Source organism: Variovorax paradoxus B4, assembly GCF_000463015.1.
Taxonomy (GTDB): Bacteria; Pseudomonadota; Gammaproteobacteria; order Burkholderiales; family Burkholderiaceae_C; genus Variovorax; species Variovorax paradoxus_E.
Map to the genome: position 1 here is coordinate 3,803,757 of NC_022247.1, position 17,077 is coordinate 3,820,833.

Consider the following 17,077-nt stretch of genomic DNA (forward strand, 5'->3'; position numbering starts at 1 on the left):
GTTCAGTTCAATGCAGGCGAAGCGGGCGCCGTGGCCCTGGCCGTGGCGGTTGCCGGCGGCTGCCAGCCGCCGCCGAGCGCGCGCGCCAGGCCCACCTGCGTGTCGAGTGCGCGCGCGGCAAGATCGACCGCCAGCCGGCGCTGCGCGAGCACGGCGGTTTCGGCGGTCAGCACGTTGAGGTAGTTGCCCAGGCCCGCGCGGTAGCGCTGCACGGCGATGTCGTAGGCGCCTTCGGCGGCGGTCTGCGCGGCGCGCTGCTCGGCCTGCTGCCGCGTGATCGACTGTGCGCTCGACACTTGGTCGGCCGCGTCATGCACCGCATCCAGCACGGTGGCGTTGTAGCTCTCGATCGCGGCATCCAGATCGGCCGCCTTGCCGCGCAGGTTGGCGCGCAGCCGGCCGCCCTCGAAGATCGGCAGATGGATCGCGGGGCCCACGCCCCACTGCTCGCTACCCGACTTGAGCAGCTTGCCGAAACCCAGGCTCTGGAAGCCGACGAAGGCCGTGAGGTTCACGTTCGGATAGAACTGGGTCCTGGCATTGGCCACGTCGCTGGTGGCAGCCTCGACGCGCCAGCGCGCGGCGGCGATGTCGGCGCGGCGGCCCAGCAGGTCGGCCGGAATGCTGGCTTGCAGGGCGATCGGCTTGACGGCCTCCAGCATCGGCGGCCTGAGCGATGCAGAGATGTCGGGCTGGCCCACGAGTGCGTCGAGCGCATGCTGCTGCAGCGCGATCTGCTCGTTGAGTGCCTCGATCTGCTGGCGCGCTTCGGGCAGACCGCCCTCGCTCTGGCGCAGTTCGAGGCGGGTGTCGAGGCCGGCGGACACGCGGTCGCGCACCAGCTTGAGCGTTTCCTCGCGCTGGGCCAGCGTGCGCCGGGCCACGCCGAGCTGTTCGTTCAGGCGCGCCCACTGGAAGTAGCTGCGCGCCACGTTGCTGGCCAGCAGCACGCGCGCGGCATCGGCATCGGCTGCCGCGGCGTTGGCGCTGCCGATGGCGGCTTCGAGCGCCGTGCGGTTCTTGCCGAAGAAGTCGAGCTCCCAACTCGCGCCGAGCTGCAGCAAGCCGATGTTCTGCGTCGAGCCGCCGAGCGGCTCGGGATAGATGTAGTTGCTGTTGAACTTCTGGCGGTTCAGGTCGAGTTCGCCATTGACCTTGGGCTTCAGCGCCGACTCGGCGATGTCCGCGGAAGCCTGCGCGCGCACGAGCCGCGCACGTGCAACCTGCAGGTTCGGGTTGCCGGCCACGGCCTGGTCGATCAGCGCGTTGAGCTGCGCGTCGCCAAAAGCCAGCCACCATTGGCGCTCGACGCCCGGCACGGCGGCCGCGCTGCGGTCCGCGGCAATGCCGAGCGACGAGGCATCGCGCAGCCTGGCCTGCGAGCCGATGCCGGCCATGTCGGCGCAACCGGCCAGCGCGGCCATCAGCAGCACGGCGGCAACCACGGGAGTGCGGCGCACGGCGCGCACGGCAAGGGATTCAGTCATTCTTATCTCCACGAGCCGCAAGGGCCTGTGCGTTGTCGAGGATGCGGCGCAGGTAGCCCTTGAGCTGCTCCCACTCTTCCTTGGTGAAACCCGCCAGGTGCTCGTTCTGCACGCGGCTCAGCACGTACGGCACTTCCTGGGCGGCGGCACGGCCTTCTTCGGTGAGCTCGATGTTGACCACGCGGCGGTCTTCCAGCGAGCGCACGCGGCGGCACAGGCCCTTGGCCTCAAGACGGTCGAGCAGGCGCGTCATGGCACCAGCGTCGAGCTCGCAGGCCCGGGCAAGTTCGGCCACCGTGGTGGCTGCGCCGACGTGCAGCTTGTACAGCGGCAGCCATTGAGGAAAGGTGGGGCCGCCGGGCTCGCACATGCGGGTTTCTACCGCCTGGGCCACCGCACTCAGGATGCGGCGCATCAAATACCCGATGCTTTCCTCGGCCTTGTAGGTTTCGGCGCGGTAGAAATCGGCCGGCCGACGCTCGGTGTCGCCGGGGGCCGGCGGGACTTTCGGACTGTCTGCATCGCTCATGGACGAAATATTAATTGCCTCGGCAATTATTGTCAAGACTGCCTTTGCGGCGGCAAGGGTCGGTAGAATCCGCGCCATGGCTTCTTCCCCTCCGTCTTCACCGGCCAAGGGCTCGCCCCGATCGCTGTCGGGCCTGAGCCCTTTTCTTCGGCCCTACCGCGTCCAGATCGTGCTGGCGGGCATTTTTCTGGTGATGGCCGCCGTCACCACGCTCGTGTTTCCGCTGGCGCTGCGCAGCCTGATCGACGGTGGACTGGTGAGTGCCGACAAGGGCGCGCAGACCATGGCGCTGCGCGAGCACTTCGGCGCCCTCTTTGCCGTGGCCGTGGCGCTCGGCCTCTTTTCGGCCGCGCGCTTCTATACGGTGAGCTGGCTCGGCGAACGCGTCACGGCCGATCTGCGCAACGCCGTCTACGGCCACGTGCTGCGCCAGAGCCCGGCGTTCTTCGAAACCACGCAGACCGGCGAAGTGCTGTCGCGCCTCACGGCCGACACCACGCTGGTGCAGACCGTGGTCGGCTCGTCCCTGAGCATGGGCCTGCGCAATGCCGTCATGGGCGTGGGCGCGCTGGCGGTGCTGATCTGGACCAATCCTTATGTGATGGTCCAGGTGCTGGGCATCCTGGTGCTGGTGGTGCTGCCGAGCATGTGGTTCGGACGGCGCGTGCGCAAGCTCTCGCGTGCGAGCCAGGACCGGGTGGCCGATTCCAGTGCCATCGCGGCCGAGGTGCTCAACGCGATCCCGGTCGTGCAGAGCTACACGGCCGAATCGCGCGAGGCCGGCCGCTTCAATGCCTCGACCGAAAATGCCTTTCGAACCGCTGTGCGCCGCACCAAGGCGCGTTCGGTGCTGGTGGCCTTCATCATCATCGCCACCTCGGCGGCGCTGCTCTGGGGCCTCTACCAGGGCACGCAGGCCGTGCTGCGCGGCGACATCACGGCCGGCCACCTGGGCCAGACCGTGGTCTACGTGGCCATTCTTGCGAGTGCGACCGCCGTGCTTGGCGAGGTGTATGGCGACCTGCTGCGCGCTGCCGGCGCGACCGAGCGCCTGATGGAGCTGCTGCATGCCCCGGCGGCGATCGTTTCACCGCCGAATCCGGCGGCTGCACGCGTCCCCGTGGCGGGCAGCGCCGTCAAGCTCGAGGCGGTGACTTTCCACTACCCCTCGCGGCCCGGCACACCGGCGCTGAAGAACTTCAGCCTCGACATCGCCCCCGGCGAAACGGTGGCCCTGGTGGGGTCGAGCGGCGCCGGCAAGAGCACGGTGTTCCTGCTGCTGCTGCGCTATTACGATCCGCAGTCGGGCCGGCTGCTGCTCGACGGCACCCCGCTGGCCTCGCTCGCGCTGCCCGACCTGCGCACCCGCATCGGCCTGGTGCCGCAGGACGCCGTGATCTTCTCGGCCAGCGCTCTCGAGAACATCCGCTACGGCCGCCCCGACGCGAGTGCCGACGAGGTGCATGCCGCCGCCCGCGCCGCCTTTGCGCACGATTTCCTGCAGGCGCTGCCCGAGGGCTACGACACTTTCCTCGGCGAACGGGGGGTGCGCCTGTCGGGCGGACAGCGCCAGCGCATCGCGATTGCGCGCGCCATTCTCAAGAACCCGCCGCTCCTGCTGCTCGACGAGGCCACCAGCGCGCTCGACGCGGAGAGCGAGCGCATGGTGCAGGCGGCGCTCGAATCGGCCATGGAAGGCCGGACCACGCTCGTGATTGCGCACCGCCTGGCCACCGTTCAGAAAGCCGACCGCATCGTGGTGCTGGACCATGGCGGCATCGTCGAACAGGGAACGCATGCCACGCTGGTGGCGCAAGGCGGGGTCTATGCTCGCCTGGCCGCCCTCCAGTTCACTGCCTGAACCCGCGGCAGGCTGTCACTGCAGCGTTTCCTTGAGCGCCGCGGGGATGGCCAGCGGCAGCACCGGAATGCCCTCTTCGAGCAGTGCCTCGGTCTGCTCGCGGGTCGCCTGACCGCGGATCCCGCGTTCTTCGGCTTCGCCGTAGTGCATCCTGCGCGCCTCGTCGGCAAAACGGTCGCCCACGTCCTCGGTCTTTGCGAGAACCTCGCGCACGGCGCGCATCCAGCGGGCCTCCGGAGACAGTTCGGCCGGTGCCTGGGCCTTGGCGGGCGCCGGAGATGCCGATGACGATGCCGCTGCGGCGGCCTCCGCCGGCGCCTTCGCGTTGCCCAGGTTCAGGCGCGGCGCGCTCAACAGCTTGACGATGCGCGTGTCGGCACACACCGGACATTCGACCAGTCCGGCAGCAAGCTGAGTTTCGAAGGCTTCATTGGACGCGAACCAGCCTTCGAAGCCGTGGCCATGCGAACAGCGGAGATCGAGAACCTTCATGCGCGGATTATCCCGCGCCGCCTTGCGAAGCGGTGGCTTGCCAATCGAGTGCCCATGCGCCCGAAAGGACGTTCTGCAGCCAGAGCGTGCAGGTCAGCGACTTGGCATCGGTGAGCGTGCCGTCGCGGCACCAGAGCGCAACTTCTGCCGGCGTGGCCGTGAACACGTCGAGAAACTCGCCGTGGTCGAGCTGCCGCTTGCCGAGCGAAAGGCCGCGCGCAAAGTAGATGTGGATGATCTCGGTGGAATACGCCACGGCCAGGTGCATGGCGCCGGCATACGCCCACTCGCCCGCGGTGTAGCCGGTTTCCTCGAGCAGCTCGCGCTGGCCGCAGACGAGTGGATCTTCCCCCGCATCGAGCTTGCCGGCCGGAAACTCGACCATCACATGCCCGACCGGATAGCGGTACTGCCGCTCCAGCACCACGCGGCCGTCGTCGAGCAGCGGAATCACCACCACCGCGCCCGGGTGGATCACGTACTCGCGCGTGGCGGTGTGGCCGTCGGGCAGGCGCACGGTGTCGCGGCAGACCTGGAGGAAATTGCCCTTGACCAGGAGCTCGCTGGCCGTGCGTTCTTCCTTCAGGTGCGAATCGGCGATGGGAGAAGTCATGTCGGTCATCCGTGCCTGTGCTTCATGAGGTAGCGCCAGGTAAACCCTGGAAAGGCCAGCACGATGAAAAGCGCACCGGTCACCGCATAGAACTCCCAGCCCTGCGGGGCAATCTGCCCTGCCCGGCTTTCGAACAGCAAACCCACGCCGCCCGCGGCGAAATACAGCGCCACCAGTTCGGCAAGCCGCACCGCCAGCGGCTTGGGGTGCGTGGCCAGGGGAACGACGCCAAACAGCCGGTCGTTGAAGAACGGCAGGTTGGCCGCCACCAGCGCCACCAGGAGAACGACCCAGACCGATGCGGTTTGCGACACCGTGGGCAGGCCGGGTCAGTTCGCCAGCGTGGCCACGATGGCCTTGGCGCACAGCGTCATGAGGCCGCCGGGAACGATGCCCAGCACGAGAATCAGCAGGCCGTTGATCGACAGCACGGTGCGCACGTCGCGCGGCGCCGACACGGTGCTGGCCGTGACCGGAGCGTCGAAGTACATGACCTTGACCACGCGCAGGTAGTAGAAGGCGCCGATCAGCGACGTGATCACCGCGAACACGGCCAGCCCGATGTAGAGCGCCTGGCCCGAGGCGATCAGCGCCTGCAGGACCGCCAGCTTGGCGTAGAACCCGACCAGCGGCGGCAGGCCCGCGAGCGAGAACATGGCGATGGCCATCACGCCGGCGTACAGCGGGCTGCGCTGGTTCAGGCCGGCCAGGTCCGTGATCTCTTCGCTTTCGAAACCCTCGCGCGCCAGCAGCAGGATGATGCCGAAGCTCGCCAGCGTGGTCAGCACATAAGTCACGATGTAGAACATCGAGGCGCTGTAGGCGAACTGTGCGTTGTAGGTGTTGCCGTTGACCACGCCCGCCACCAGGCCGAGCAGCATGAAGCCCATCTGCGCAATGGTCGAATAGGCCAGCATGCGCTTCAGGTTGGTCTGCGCGATGGCGGCCAGGTTGCCCACCAGCAGCGAGGCAATGGCCAGCAACGCCAGCATCTGCTGCCAGTCGATGGCCAGCGGCAGCAGCCCTTCCACCAGCAGGCGGATGATGATGGCAAAGGCGGCCAGCTCGGGCGCCGCGCCGATCAGCAGCGTGACTGCCGTCGGAGCGCCCTGGTACACGTCGGGCACCCACATGTGGAAAGGCGCCGCGCCTACCTTGAAGGCCAGGCCCGCAACGATGAACACGAGGCCGAACACCAGCACCTGGTGATTCACCTTGCCGCTGGCGATGATCTTGAAAACTTCGTTGACGTCGAGCGAACCGGTCGCGCCGTACAGCATCGACAGGCCGTAGAGCAGGAAGCCGCTGGCCATGGCGCCGAGCACGAAGTACTTCATGGCCGCTTCGCTGGCCACCGCATTGTCGCGGCGCAGCGCCACCAGCGCGTAGCTCGACAGCGTGAGCAGCTCGAGCCCCAGGTAGATCAGCAGGAAGTTGCTGCCCGAGATCATCACGAACATGCCCAGCAGCGCGAACATGCCGATGGTGAACATTTCGCCGCCGCGCAGCATGTCGCGGTCCGCCGCATAGGGCCGGCCGTAGACCAGCGTGACCATCAGGGCCACGGTGGCAAAGCACTTGAGCCAGTTGCCCATGGGATCGCTCACGACCATGCCGCCGAAGCCGTAGGCCGTCTTGCCCTCGTTGGCGGCAAGGCCGGTCAGCACGGCCACCACGGCCAGCGTGAGCAGCGTCAGGACGTAGGTGCGCGTGCGGCGGGCGTCGGTGGTCGACAGGTCGACCAGCGCAATGATGCAGGCCATGACCAGCAGCACGATTTCGGGGTAGATCGCGACCCAGCTGAGTTTGTCAATCATCTCGTTCTCTTCTTCAGCGTGGAATCAGGGCAGTTTCGACGTTGCCACATGGCGCAGGAGCTCCGTCACGGAAACATCCATCACATCGGTGAACGGCTTCGGATAGATGCCCATCCACAGCACGGCAATGGCCAGCAGCGACAGCATCAGGAACTCGCGGGCATTGATGTCGGAGAGTTCCTTGACGTGGTCGTTGCCGACCGGGCCCAGGTACACGCGCTTGTACATCCAGAGGGTGTAGGCGGCGCCGAAGATCAGCGCCGTGGCCGCCCCCAGGCCGATCCAGAAGTTGAACTTGACCGCACCCAGGATGACCATCCACTCGCCCACGAAACCGGCAGTGCCCGGCAGGCCGCAATTGGCCATAGCGAACAGCAGCGCGAACGCGGCGAACTTGGGCATGGTGTTGACCACGCCGCCGTAGTCGGCGATCTGGCGCGAATGCACGCGGTCGTAGAGCACGCCGATGCCAAGGAACATGGCGCCCGACACGAATCCGTGGGCAATCATCTGCACGATGCCGCCGGACACGCCCAGCTCGTTGAAGATGAAGAAGCCGAGCGTCACGAAGCCCATGTGGGCGACCGACGAGTAAGCCACGAGCTTCTTCATGTCTTCCTGCACCAGCGCCACCAGGCCGACGTAGATCACCGCAATCAGCGACAGCGCGATCATGAGCCAGGCCCATTCGTGCGAGGCGTCGGGCGCGATCGGCATCGAGAAGCGCAGGAAGCCGTAGGCCCCGAGCTTCAGCATGATGGCCGCCAGCACGGCCGAACCGCCGGTCGGCGCCTCCACGTGCACGTCCGGCAGCCAGGTGTGGACCGGCCACATCGGCACCTTGACGGCAAAGGCGGCAAAGAACGCGAAGAACAGGAAGGTCTGCGCCGTCGAGCCCAGCGGCAGCTTGTGCCAGCTCAGGATGTCGAAGCTGCCGCCCGACTTGTTGTACAGGTAGATCAGCGCCACCAGCATCAGCAGCGAGCCGAGCAGGGTGTAGATGAAGAACTTGAACGCCGCGTAGATCTTGTTCGGGCCGCCCCAGATGCCGATGATGAGATACATCGGAATCAGCGTGGCTTCGAAGAACACGTAGAACAGGATGCCGTCGAGCGCGGCGAACACGCCGATCATGAAGCCCGAGAGAATCAGGAACGCGGCCATGTACTGGTTGACGCGCTCGGTGATCACTTCCCAGGCCGAGATCACGACCACCACGGTAGTGAACGAAGTCAACAGCACCAGCCAGAGCGACAGACCGTCAATGCCCAGGTGATAGTTGACATTGAAACGCGCGATCCAGCCGGCCTTCTCAACGAACTGCATCGCGGCGGTGCCGTTCTGGAAGCCCGTGTAAAGCGGTACGGTCACCAGGAAACTCACGATCGCGCCGACCAGCGCGACCCAGCGCACGCCCCTGGCATGCTCGTCACGGCCGAACGCCAGCAACGCGACACCGAATGCGATCGGCACCCAGATGGCAAGGCTCAACAAACCCATTTTTGTTTTTCTCCAGCGCTTGGCTCAGCGCTTGAACCAGACGAAGTACGTCATCAGGATGAAGATGCCGAGCAGCATCGCGAAGGCGTAGTGATAGATGTAGCCCGACTGCAGCCAGCGCACCGCACCCGAGATGCGGCCCACGAGCTTCCACGAGCCGTTGACCACGGCGCCGTCGATCAGCGCCTGGTCGCCGCCCTTCCACAGGCCGGTGCCGAAGGCACGCGCACCGCGGGCAACGATGTTCTCGTTGATCCAGTCGAGGTAGTACTTGTTGTCGAGCAGGCGATAGACCGGGCCGAAGGCGCGCTTGATCGCAGCCGGCAGCGCCGGGTTCACCATGTACATGTAGTACGACAGCACCACGCCCGCCAGCGCCAGCCAGAACGGCGCGGCGGTCAGGCCGTGCAGGGCCATGGCCATCGGGCCGTGGAAGGCCTCGGCCATTTCCTTCATCGCGTGGTGCTTGCCGGCGTCGACGAAGATCGCGTCCTTGAAGAATTCGCCGTAGAGCATGGGATCGATGGTCAGGTAGCCGATCACGACCGAGGGAATGGCCAGCAGCACCAGCGGCACCCAGACCACCCAAGGCGACTCGTGCGGCGTGGAGTGGTTGGCGTGATGGCCGTGGTCGGGCTCCTCGTCCGACGCATGGTGGTGCTTGTCGGGATTCAGGTCGTAGCGCTCCTTGCCGTGGAACACCAGGAAGTACATGCGGAACGAATAGAACGCCGTGACGAACACACCGGCCAGCACCGCGTAGTAGGCGAACTGCGCGCCCCACAGGTGGCTTTCGTGCACCGCCTCGATGATGCTGTCCTTCGAGTAGAAGCCCGCGAAGAACGGCGTGCCGATCAGCGCGAGCGAACCCAGCAGCGAGGTGATCCAGGTGATCGGCATGTACTTGCGCACGCCGCCCATCCAGCGGATGTCCTGGTTGTGGTGCATGCCGATGATCACCGAACCCGCGCCAAGGAACAGCAGGGCCTTGAAGAACGCGTGCGTCATCAGGTGGAACACCGCGACCGAGTAGGCCGAGGCACCCAGCGCCACCGTCATGTAGCCGAGCTGCGAGAGCGTCGAGTACGCAACCACGCGCTTGATGTCGTTCTGGATGATGCCCAGGAAGCCCATGAACAGCGCCGTGATGGCACCGATCACCAGCACGAAGCTCAGGGCCGTGTCGCTGAGCTCGAACAGCGGCGACATGCGCGCCACCATGAAGATGCCGGCCGTGACCATGGTCGCGGCATGGATCAGCGCGGAGATGGGCGTCGGGCCTTCCATCGAGTCGGGCAGCCACACGTGCAGCGGGAACTGCGCGCTCTTGCCCATGGCACCGATGAACAGGCAGATGCAGATCACGGTCACCAGCATCCACTCGGTGCCGGGGAAGGTGATGCCGGCCAGCGTGTTGGCCTTGGCGAAGGCTTCGCCGTAGTTCAGCGTGCCGGCGTAGGCGGCGATCAGGCCGATGCCGAGGATGAAGCCGAAGTCGCCCACGCGGTTGACGATGAAGGCCTTCATGTTCGCGAAGATGGCGGTCGGCTTGTTGAACCAGAAGCCGATCAGCAGGTACGACACCAGGCCCACCGCTTCCCAGCCGAAGAACAGCTGGAGCATGTTGTTGCTCATGACGAGCATCAGCATCGAGAAGGTGAACAGCGATATGTACGCGAAGAAGCGGTTGTAGCCCTCGTCTTCTTCCATGTAGCCGATGGTGTAGATGTGCACCATCAGCGAGACGAAGCTCACCACGCACATCATCATGGCCGTGAGGCCGTCGACCAGGAAGCCGACTTCCATCTTCAGGCCGCCCACCACCATCCATTCGTAGAGGGTGGCGTTGAAGCGGGCGCCGTCGGCCACCACGCTCTTGAGCGTCATTGCCGAGATGACGAAGGCGACGAACACACCGAGGATGGTCAGCGAATGCGTGACCTTGCGGCCGATGTGGTTGCCGCCGAACTTGGTGCCGAACAGGCCGGCGACGACAGCGCCGACCAGGGGCGCCAGCGGTACGGCCAGCAGGGTGGATGCGGAAAGGGTTGCGCTCATGTTGCTTTCAACCCTTGAGCGAGTTGAGTTCGTCCACGTTGATGTTCGACTTGTTGCGGAACAGCAGGACCAGCAGCGCGAGGCCGATGGCCGACTCGGCCGCAGCCACCGTCAGGATGAAGAACACGAAGATCTGGCCGTGCATGTCGCCCAGGTAGTACGAGAACGCCACGAAATTCATGTTCACCGCGAGCAGCATCAACTCGATGGCCATCAGCAGCACGATGAGGTTCTTGCGGTTCAGGAAAATGCCGATCACCGAGAGCGCAAAGAGCATGGCGCCGAGTGATAGAAAGTGTCCGAGCGTGAGCGTCATGCCTTGTTTTCCTTTGCCGCCGCTGCGTCTGCGGGTGCTTCCACCACGGGCTCGGCGGCGCGCGTGACCGGCATCTGCACGATGCGCACGCGGTCTCGCGCCTTCACGCGCACCTGGTCGGACGGGTTGACGTACTTGCTGTCCTTGCGGGTGCGCAGCGTCAGCGCAATGGCGGCCACGATGGCCACGAGCAGGATGACGGCCGCGATTTCGAGCGGATACAGGTACTCGGAATACAGCAGCTTGCCGAGCTCGAGCGTGTTCGAGCTGTTGGCTGCCATGGCGGCCGCGGCGCGCGGTGCCTCCGCCAGGCGGAAGCCGCCCATCAGCACGGCAGCCATTTCGAGCGCAATGAGCGCCCCCACGCCAGCTGCCAGCGGGAAGTGCTTCCAGAAGCCCTGCCGCAGGCCGTCGACGTTGATGTCCAGCATCATCACGACGAACAGGAACAGCACCATCACCGCCCCGACGTAGACGAGCACGAGCGCGATCGCCAGGAATTCGGCGCGCAGCAAAAGCCAGATCGCCGAAGCCTGGAAGAAGGCCAGCACCAGGTACAGCGCGGCGTACACGGGATTGCGGGCGGTGATGACGCGGAAGGCTGCGAACAGCAGCACCGCGGCAAAGAGATAGAACAGACCGGTCTTGACGTCCATTGGAATTCGAATTGGTACGGGGTTCGGACTGAGCGTGATCAGCGGTACTTGGCGTCGGCCGCCTTGTTCGCTGCAATTTCTTTTTCGTAGCGATCGCCCACGGCCAGGAGCATGTCCTTGGTGAAGTACAGGTCGCCGCGCTTTTCGCCGTGGTATTCGAAGATGTGGGTCTCGACGATCGAATCGACCGGGCAGCTCTCTTCGCAGAAGCCGCAGAAGATGCACTTGGTCAAGTCGATGTCGTAGCGCGTGGTGCGGCGCGAGCCGTCGTCGCGCACATCGGATTCGATGGTGATGGCCAGCGCCGGGCACACGGCTTCGCAGAGCTTGCAGGCAATGCAGCGCTCTTCACCGTTCTCATAGCGGCGCAGCGCGTGCAGGCCGCGAAAGCGCGGCGACAGCGGCGTCTTCTCTTCGGGAAACTGCACCGTGATCTTGCGGGCGAAGGCGTACTTGCCGGTGATGGCCAGGCCCTTGAACAACTCGAACAGCATGAAGCTGCCCAGGAAGTCCTTGAGCGAGAACGGCGCGGACGCGAGCTTGGAAGGGCGCGCGAGCGCGCCGGCGGTATGCGCAGCAGTCATGATGTTGGCGCTTCCAGTTATTTCCAGATGTTGAACGGGGTCTGCATCCAGGCACCGACCACGACCAGCCACACGAGCGTGACCGGAATGAAGATCTTCCAGCCGAGCCGCATGATCTGGTCATAGCGGAAGCGCGGGAAGGTGGATCGGACCCACAGGAACATGGTGACCACGCAGAAGGTCTTGGCGCCGAGCCAGATCCAGCCCGGAATGAAGCTCAGGAACTCGAACGGCGGCAGCCATCCGCCGAGGAACAGCACGGTGCACAGGATCGAGACCAGCCACATGTTGGCGTACTCGGCCAGGAAGAACATCGCGAAGCTCATGCCCGAGTACTCGATCATGTGGCCCGCAACGATTTCGGACTCGCCTTCGACCACGTCGAAGGGGTGGCGGTTGGTTTCAGCCAGGCCCGAGATGAAGTAGACGACGAAGATCGGCAGCAGCGACAGCCAGTTCCAGGACAGGAACCCGATGCCCATCGATGCGAAGGTGCCCTTGCCCTGCCCTGTCACGATGTCGGTCATGTTCAGGCTGGCCGAGACCATCAGCACCACGACGAAGCAGAAGCCCATCGCGATCTCGTAGCTCACCATCTGCGCCGAGGCGCGCAGTGCGCCCAGGAAGGCGTATTTCGAATTGGAAGCCCAGCCCGCGATGATCACGCCATAGACCTCGAGCGAGGTGATGGCCATCACGAACAGCAGGCCGGCGTTGATGTTGGCCAGCGCCACGTCGGGCCCGAAGGGAATCACGACCCATGCGACGAGCGCCGGCATGATGGTCATGATCGGGCCGAGCAGGAACAGGCCCTTGTTGGCGACCGTCGGAAGAATGATTTCCTTGGTCATCAGCTTGAGCGCGTCTGCAATGGGCTGCAGCAGGCCCAGCGGGCCGATGCGGTTCGGGCCGATGCGGATCTGCGTGAAGCCGATGGCCTTGCGCTCCCACAGCGTGAGGTAGGCCACGGCTCCCATCAGCGGAAGCACGACCACGATGATCTTGATCAGCGTCCAGATCACCGGCCAAGCGATGGCCGTCCACCAGCCCGCGTGGACCAGTCCCTGGCCAAACGAATGCACTGCGTCGATCATGCCAATGCCTCCTCGGCACGGGCCGGAGCAGCCGATGCGTTGCGTGCATCGGCGGTGAGTTGCAGCGACGGTGCGCGGCGCACGATCGAGTCGAGTTGATAGACGCTCGCGACCACAGGCGCGGCCACGGCGCCGCTGGAAGCAACGGCATTGGCGGCGGTGGCGTTGTTCAGCGCATGGGCCGGCACGCTGCCGTTGTCGCCGATGGTGCGCAGCACGTCAGCGGTCGATTCGAATGCAAAGCCCGGCAGGCCGAGCAGGTTGGCCAGCACGCGCAACACCTTCCAGGCCGGACGCGCCTCGCCTTGCGGCTTCACGACGGCATGGAAACCTTGCACGCGGCCTTCGGCATTGACGAAGGTGCCCGGCGTTTCGGTGAATGGCGCGATGGGCAGCAGCACGTCGCTGAACTCGAGGTTGGCCTTGAAGGGGCTCAGCGTGACGACCATCTGCGCATTGCCGATGACGTCGGCGGCTGCGGCGCCCGCGGCCGAGTCGAACACCGGCTCGGTATTGAGCAGCAGCACGGCCTTGAGGCCCGAGCCCGCGGCCAGCATGCGGCCGGCATCGAGGCCGCCGTTCTTCGGGAACGCGCCGACGAGCTGCGCGCCCACGGTGTTGGCGGCTTCGGTCAGGTAGCCGACGGTGGCGCCGGTCTGTGCGCCGATCCAGTTTGCAAGGGCCAGCAGGCAGCTGGCTTGCGCGTGATGGGCGGCGGCATTGCCAAGCAGGATGGCCTTGCGCTCCCCGTTCAGCAGCGAGGTTGCGATGGCTAGCGCGGCGGCGTCGGGCTCGTTCTGCGGTGCCAGCGGCGCGGTCGCGCCGTTGGTCTTACCGATGGCGGCAGCGACGGCAGCGAGTGCCTCGACCCACTGGTCGGCTTCGACGATGGTCGATTGCGCCACGGTGATGGCCCACGCGTCGCGGTCGGCCATCAGGCCGGCCGAGGTGATCACCGACAGCGCGGCGCCCTTGCGCACGGCCTGGCGGATGCGCTGCGCGAACAGCGGGTGGTCCTTGCGCAGGTTCGAACCGACGACCAGCGCACGCTGCAACTGCGTGAGCGATGCGATCGAGGTGCCGAGCCAGCGCACGCCTTCGAACGCCGTGAATTCGGCGTTGCGCAGGCGGTAGTCGATGTTGTCGCTGCCGAGTTCACGCGTGAGCATGGCGGCCAGCTGCAGCTCTTCGAGCGTGCTGTGCGGGCTCACCAGCGTGCCGATGCTTTGCGCACCGTGGTCGGCCTTGATCTGCTTCAGGCCGTTGGCCACGTATTCGAGCGCGGTCTGCCAGTCGACCTGATGCCATTGGCCGCCCTGCTTGAGCATGGGCTGCGTGAGGCGCTCGGGGCCGTTGAGGGCTTCGTACGAGAAGCGGTCGCGGTCGGCGATCCAGCACTCGTTGACTTCTTCGTTCTCGAGCGGCACCACGCGCATCACGCGGTTGTTCTTGACCTGGACGATCAGGTTGGAACCGGTGGAGTCGTGCGGGCTCACCGACTTGCGGCGCGACAGCTCCCAGGTGCGGGCGCTGTAGCGGAACGGCTTGCTCGTGAGCGCGCCGACCGGGCAGATGTCGATCATGTTGCCCGACAGTTCGGAATCGACCGAATCGCCGAGGAAGGTTTCGATTTCGGAGTGCTCGCCGCGCTGGGTCATGCCGAGCTCCATCACGCCGGCCACTTCCTGGCCGAAGCGGACGCAGCGCGTGCAATGGATGCAGCGGCTCATTTCTTCCATGCTGATCAGCGGACCGACGTCCTTGTGGAAGACGACGCGCTTTTCTTCTTCGTAGCGCGAAGAAGAACCGCCGTAGCCCACGGCCAGGTCCTGCAGCTGGCACTCGCCGCCCTGGTCGCAGATCGGGCAGTCCAGCGGGTGGTTGATCAGCAGGAACTCCATGACGGACTGCTGGGCCTTGATGGCCTTTTCGCTCTTGGTGCGAACGATCATGCCCTGCGTGACGGGCGTGGCGCAGGCCGGCATCGGCTTGGGCGCCTTTTCCACGTCGACCAGGCACATGCGGCAGTTGGCCGCGATGCTGAGCTTCTTGTGATAGCAGAAGTGCGGGATGTAGGTGCCCGCCTTGTCGGCCGCATGCATCACCATGCTGCCTTCGGTCACTTCGACCTTCTTGCCGTCGAGTTCGATTTCGATCATGAGTATGTTTCTTCTCGCGCTCAGGCTTGGACCGGTGCCTTCGGGACGTAGCCCGGGATCAGGGCCTCGAACTCGTGACGGAAGTGCTTGATCATGGCGCGCACCGGCATGGCCGCCGCGTCGCCGAGGGCGCAGATCGTGCGGCCCTGGATGTTGTCTGCCACGGAGTTGAGCAGGTCCATGTCCGACGCCCTGCCCTGCCCGTTGTGGATGCGGTCCACCACGCGGTACAGCCAGCCCGTGCCTTCGCGGCACGGCGTGCACTGGCCGCAGGACTCGTGCATGTAGAAGTACGAGAGGCGCCGCAGCGACTCGACCATCGAGCGGCTGTCGTCCATGACGATCACCGCGCCCGAGCCCAGCATGGAGCCGGCCTTGGCGATGGAGTCGTAGTCCATCGTGCATTCCATCATGATGGAAGCGGGCAGCACCGGAGACGATGATCCGCCAGGGATCACGGCCTTGAGCGTGCGACCCTTGCGAACGCCGCCGCACAGCTCGAGCAGCTTGGAGAACGGCGTGCCCATGGGCACTTCGTAGTTGCCCGGCAGCTCGACGTCGCCGCTCACCGAATAGATCTTGGTGCCGCCGTTGTTCGGCTTGCCGCATTCGAGATACGCCGGACCGCCGTTGTTGATGATCCAGGGCACCGCCGCGAAGGTCTCGGTGTTGTTGATGGTGGTGGGCTTGCCGTAGAGGCCGAAGCTCGCCGGGAACGGCGGCTTGAAGCGCGGCTGGCCCTTCTTGCCTTCGAGCGATTCGAGCAGCGCGGTTTCCTCGCCGCAGATGTAGGCGCCGAAGCCGTGGGCGGCGTGCAACTGGAAGTTGTACGTGCTGCCCATGATCTTGTCGCCGAGGTAGCCGGCGGCGCGCGCTTCTTCGAGGGCTTCCTCGAAGCGGTCGTAGCTCTGGAAGATCTCGCCGTGGATGTAGTTGTAGCCCACGCTGATGCCCATCGCATACGCGGCGATGGCCATGCCTTCGATCACGATGTGCGGGTTGAATTGCAGGATGTCGCGGTCCTTGCACGTGCCCGGCTCGCCTTCGTCCGAATTGCAGACGAGGTACTTCTGGCCCGGGAACTGGCGGGGCATGAAGCTCCACTTCAGGCCCGTCGGGAAGCCCGCGCCGCCGCGGCCGCGAAGGCCCGAGGCCTTGACTTCGGCGATCACCTGGTCGGGCGTGAGGCCCTCGGTGAGGATCTTGCGCAGCGCCTTGTAGCCGCCGCGCGCTTCGTAGTCGGCCAGGCGCCAGTTGGTGCCGTCGAGGCCCGCATAGATCTGCGGCTCGATGTGGCGGCCATGGAAACAGGTCTGGACGCCCGTGGCCTGGAATTGCTGGAGCACTTGTTCGGGTGACATCAGGCAGCCTCCCCTTTGGCGGAGCCGCGCAGCCCGTCGATGAGCTGGTCGAGCTTCTCGTTGCTCATGAAGCTGCACATCGTGCGGTCGTTGACCAGCATCACGGGCGAATCGGCGCAGGCGCCCAGGCATTCGCTCTGCTGCAGCGTGAACATGCCGTCGGCCGTGGTCTCGCCCATCTTGATGCCGAGCTTCTTCTCTAGGTGAACCAGCGCAGTGACGCCGTCGCGCAGCTGGCACGGCAGGTTGGTGCACACGTTGAGCTTGAACTTGCCCACCGGGTGCTGGTTGTACATGTTGTAGAAGGTCGTGACCTCATGCACGGCGATCGGCGCCATGCCAAGGTACTCGGCGATCTCGCGCTCGCGCTGCATGCTGATGAAGCCTTCGTCCTGCTGGACGATGGCCAGGCAGGCCATCACGGCCGACTGCTTGCCCGCTTCGGGGTATTTGGCGACTTCGCGCGCAAAGCGCTCGAGAATCGCAGGCTTCAGAGGAGCAGAAGGCGCCGAGGGCGCCGTGTCATGGTGGGTCGAGGAAGTCGTCATTC

At 65.5% G+C, this 17,077-nt stretch carries 16 protein-coding genes; 1 reads left to right on the plus strand and 15 read right to left on the minus strand.

What is annotated here, in order from left to right; translation table 11 throughout:
* Positions 1-2: 2 nt before the first annotated feature.
* Both VAPA_RS17750 and VAPA_RS17755 read right to left on the minus strand, forming a co-directional pair.
* Positions 3-1,487, minus strand: a complete 1,485-nt coding sequence (locus tag VAPA_RS17750; RefSeq protein ID WP_021008147.1) for an efflux transporter outer membrane subunit — start codon at positions 1,485-1,487, stop codon at positions 3-5.
* Positions 1,480-2,016, minus strand: a complete 537-nt coding sequence (locus VAPA_RS17755) for a MarR family winged helix-turn-helix transcriptional regulator (RefSeq protein WP_021008148.1) — start codon at positions 2,014-2,016, stop codon at positions 1,480-1,482. Before VAPA_RS17755 ends, VAPA_RS17750 begins: the two co-directional genes overlap by 8 nt.
* A 76-nt stretch (positions 2,017-2,092) precedes the next feature.
* Between VAPA_RS17755 and VAPA_RS17760 the strand changes: the two genes are divergently transcribed.
* Positions 2,093-3,877, plus strand: coding sequence for an ABC transporter transmembrane domain-containing protein (locus VAPA_RS17760; RefSeq protein WP_021008149.1), 1,785 nt, complete (start codon positions 2,093-2,095; stop codon positions 3,875-3,877).
* Positions 3,878-3,892: 15 nt separating this feature from the next.
* On the opposite strand, the gene VAPA_RS17765 is transcribed toward VAPA_RS17760, so the two are convergent.
* The 13 genes from VAPA_RS17765 to VAPA_RS17825 are packed head-to-tail and all read right to left on the minus strand — an operon-like array spanning position 3,893 to position 17,075.
* Entirely contained in the window at positions 3,893-4,369 is a 477-nt protein-coding gene (locus VAPA_RS17765) for a DUF1178 family protein (RefSeq protein WP_021008150.1), read from the minus strand.
* Positions 4,370-4,376: 7 nt separating this feature from the next.
* On the minus strand, positions 4,377-4,982 hold the full coding sequence (locus tag VAPA_RS17770) for an NUDIX domain-containing protein (RefSeq protein ID WP_413470471.1): 606 nt from the start codon (positions 4,980-4,982) through the stop codon (positions 4,377-4,379).
* Between the two features lie 5 nt (positions 4,983-4,987).
* Positions 4,988-5,296, minus strand: coding sequence for a DUF2818 family protein (locus tag VAPA_RS17775; RefSeq protein WP_041946152.1), 309 nt, complete (start codon positions 5,294-5,296; stop codon positions 4,988-4,990).
* Between the two features lie 15 nt (positions 5,297-5,311).
* Complete coding sequence (gene nuoN, locus VAPA_RS17780) at positions 5,312-6,799, minus strand: NADH-quinone oxidoreductase subunit NuoN (RefSeq protein WP_021008153.1); 1,488 nt, start codon at positions 6,797-6,799, stop codon at positions 5,312-5,314.
* Between the two features lie 24 nt (positions 6,800-6,823).
* A complete protein-coding gene (locus VAPA_RS17785) occupies positions 6,824-8,299 on the minus strand; it encodes an NADH-quinone oxidoreductase subunit M (protein ID WP_021008154.1) in 1,476 nt (491 codons plus the stop codon).
* A gap of 24 nt (positions 8,300-8,323) precedes the next feature.
* Entirely contained in the window at positions 8,324-10,357 is a 2,034-nt protein-coding gene (nuoL, locus tag VAPA_RS17790) for an NADH-quinone oxidoreductase subunit L (RefSeq protein WP_021008155.1), read from the minus strand.
* 7 nt (positions 10,358-10,364) lie between these two features.
* Positions 10,365-10,673, minus strand: a complete 309-nt coding sequence (nuoK, locus tag VAPA_RS17795) for an NADH-quinone oxidoreductase subunit NuoK (protein ID WP_012748597.1) — start codon at positions 10,671-10,673, stop codon at positions 10,365-10,367.
* The gene (locus VAPA_RS17800; RefSeq protein WP_021008156.1) at positions 10,670-11,329 is read right to left on the minus strand and encodes an NADH-quinone oxidoreductase subunit J; all 660 of its coding nucleotides are present in this window, start codon (positions 11,327-11,329) and stop codon (positions 10,670-10,672) included. The genes nuoK and VAPA_RS17800 overlap by 4 nt, the downstream gene beginning before the upstream one ends.
* Before the next feature lie 38 nt (positions 11,330-11,367).
* Entirely contained in the window at positions 11,368-11,913 is a 546-nt protein-coding gene (gene nuoI / locus VAPA_RS17805; RefSeq protein WP_012748599.1) for an NADH-quinone oxidoreductase subunit NuoI, read from the minus strand.
* Between the two features lie 17 nt (positions 11,914-11,930).
* Positions 11,931-13,007: an NADH-quinone oxidoreductase subunit NuoH gene (nuoH, locus tag VAPA_RS17810; protein WP_021008157.1), complete on the minus strand. Its 1,077-nt coding sequence runs from the start codon at positions 13,005-13,007 to the stop codon at positions 11,931-11,933.
* Positions 13,004-15,166: an NADH-quinone oxidoreductase subunit NuoG gene (gene nuoG / locus VAPA_RS17815; protein WP_021008158.1), complete on the minus strand. Its 2,163-nt coding sequence runs from the start codon at positions 15,164-15,166 to the stop codon at positions 13,004-13,006. The genes nuoH and nuoG overlap by 4 nt, the downstream gene beginning before the upstream one ends.
* A 20-nt stretch (positions 15,167-15,186) precedes the next feature.
* Positions 15,187-16,527 (minus strand): NADH-quinone oxidoreductase subunit NuoF, encoded by a 1,341-nt coding sequence (gene nuoF, locus VAPA_RS17820; RefSeq protein WP_021008159.1) that lies wholly within the window; start codon positions 16,525-16,527, stop codon positions 15,187-15,189.
* Positions 16,527-17,075, minus strand: a complete 549-nt coding sequence (locus VAPA_RS17825; RefSeq protein ID WP_021008160.1) for an NADH-quinone oxidoreductase subunit NuoE family protein — start codon at positions 17,073-17,075, stop codon at positions 16,527-16,529. The genes nuoF and VAPA_RS17825 overlap by 1 nt, the downstream gene beginning before the upstream one ends.
* Between the last annotated feature and the right edge of the window lie 2 nt (positions 17,076-17,077).

Excerpts from the sequence above, each read along its gene's own strand:
- VAPA_RS17825 (WP_021008160.1), bottom strand. The coding sequence starts at position 17,075 with ATGACGACTTCCTCGACCCACCATGACACGGCGCCCTCGGCGCCTTCT.
- VAPA_RS17770 (WP_413470471.1), bottom strand. The coding sequence starts at position 4,982 with ATGACTTCTCCCATCGCCGATTCGCACCTGAAGGAAGAACGCACGGCC.
- VAPA_RS17760 (WP_021008149.1), top strand. The coding sequence starts at position 2,093 with ATGGCTTCTTCCCCTCCGTCTTCACCGGCCAAGGGCTCGCCCCGATCG.
- nuoI (WP_012748599.1), bottom strand. The coding sequence starts at position 11,913 with ATGACTGCTGCGCATACCGCCGGCGCGCTCGCGCGCCCTTCCAAGCTC.
- nuoL (WP_021008155.1), bottom strand. The coding sequence starts at position 10,357 with ATGAGCGCAACCCTTTCCGCATCCACCCTGCTGGCCGTACCGCTGGCG.
- VAPA_RS17785 (WP_021008154.1), bottom strand. The coding sequence starts at position 8,299 with ATGGGTTTGTTGAGCCTTGCCATCTGGGTGCCGATCGCATTCGGTGTC.
- nuoN (WP_021008153.1), bottom strand. The coding sequence starts at position 6,799 with ATGATTGACAAACTCAGCTGGGTCGCGATCTACCCCGAAATCGTGCTG.
- nuoG (WP_021008158.1), bottom strand. The coding sequence starts at position 15,166 with ATGATCGAAATCGAACTCGACGGCAAGAAGGTCGAAGTGACCGAAGGC.
- nuoF (WP_021008159.1), bottom strand. The coding sequence starts at position 16,527 with ATGTCACCCGAACAAGTGCTCCAGCAATTCCAGGCCACGGGCGTCCAG.
- nuoH (WP_021008157.1), bottom strand. The coding sequence starts at position 13,007 with ATGATCGACGCAGTGCATTCGTTTGGCCAGGGACTGGTCCACGCGGGC.
- nuoK (WP_012748597.1), bottom strand. The coding sequence starts at position 10,673 with ATGACGCTCACGCTCGGACACTTTCTATCACTCGGCGCCATGCTCTTT.
- VAPA_RS17755 (WP_021008148.1), bottom strand. The coding sequence starts at position 2,016 with ATGAGCGATGCAGACAGTCCGAAAGTCCCGCCGGCCCCCGGCGACACC.
- VAPA_RS17750 (WP_021008147.1), bottom strand. The coding sequence starts at position 1,487 with ATGACTGAATCCCTTGCCGTGCGCGCCGTGCGCCGCACTCCCGTGGTT.
- VAPA_RS17765 (WP_021008150.1), bottom strand. The coding sequence starts at position 4,369 with ATGAAGGTTCTCGATCTCCGCTGTTCGCATGGCCACGGCTTCGAAGGC.
- VAPA_RS17800 (WP_021008156.1), bottom strand. The coding sequence starts at position 11,329 with ATGGACGTCAAGACCGGTCTGTTCTATCTCTTTGCCGCGGTGCTGCTG.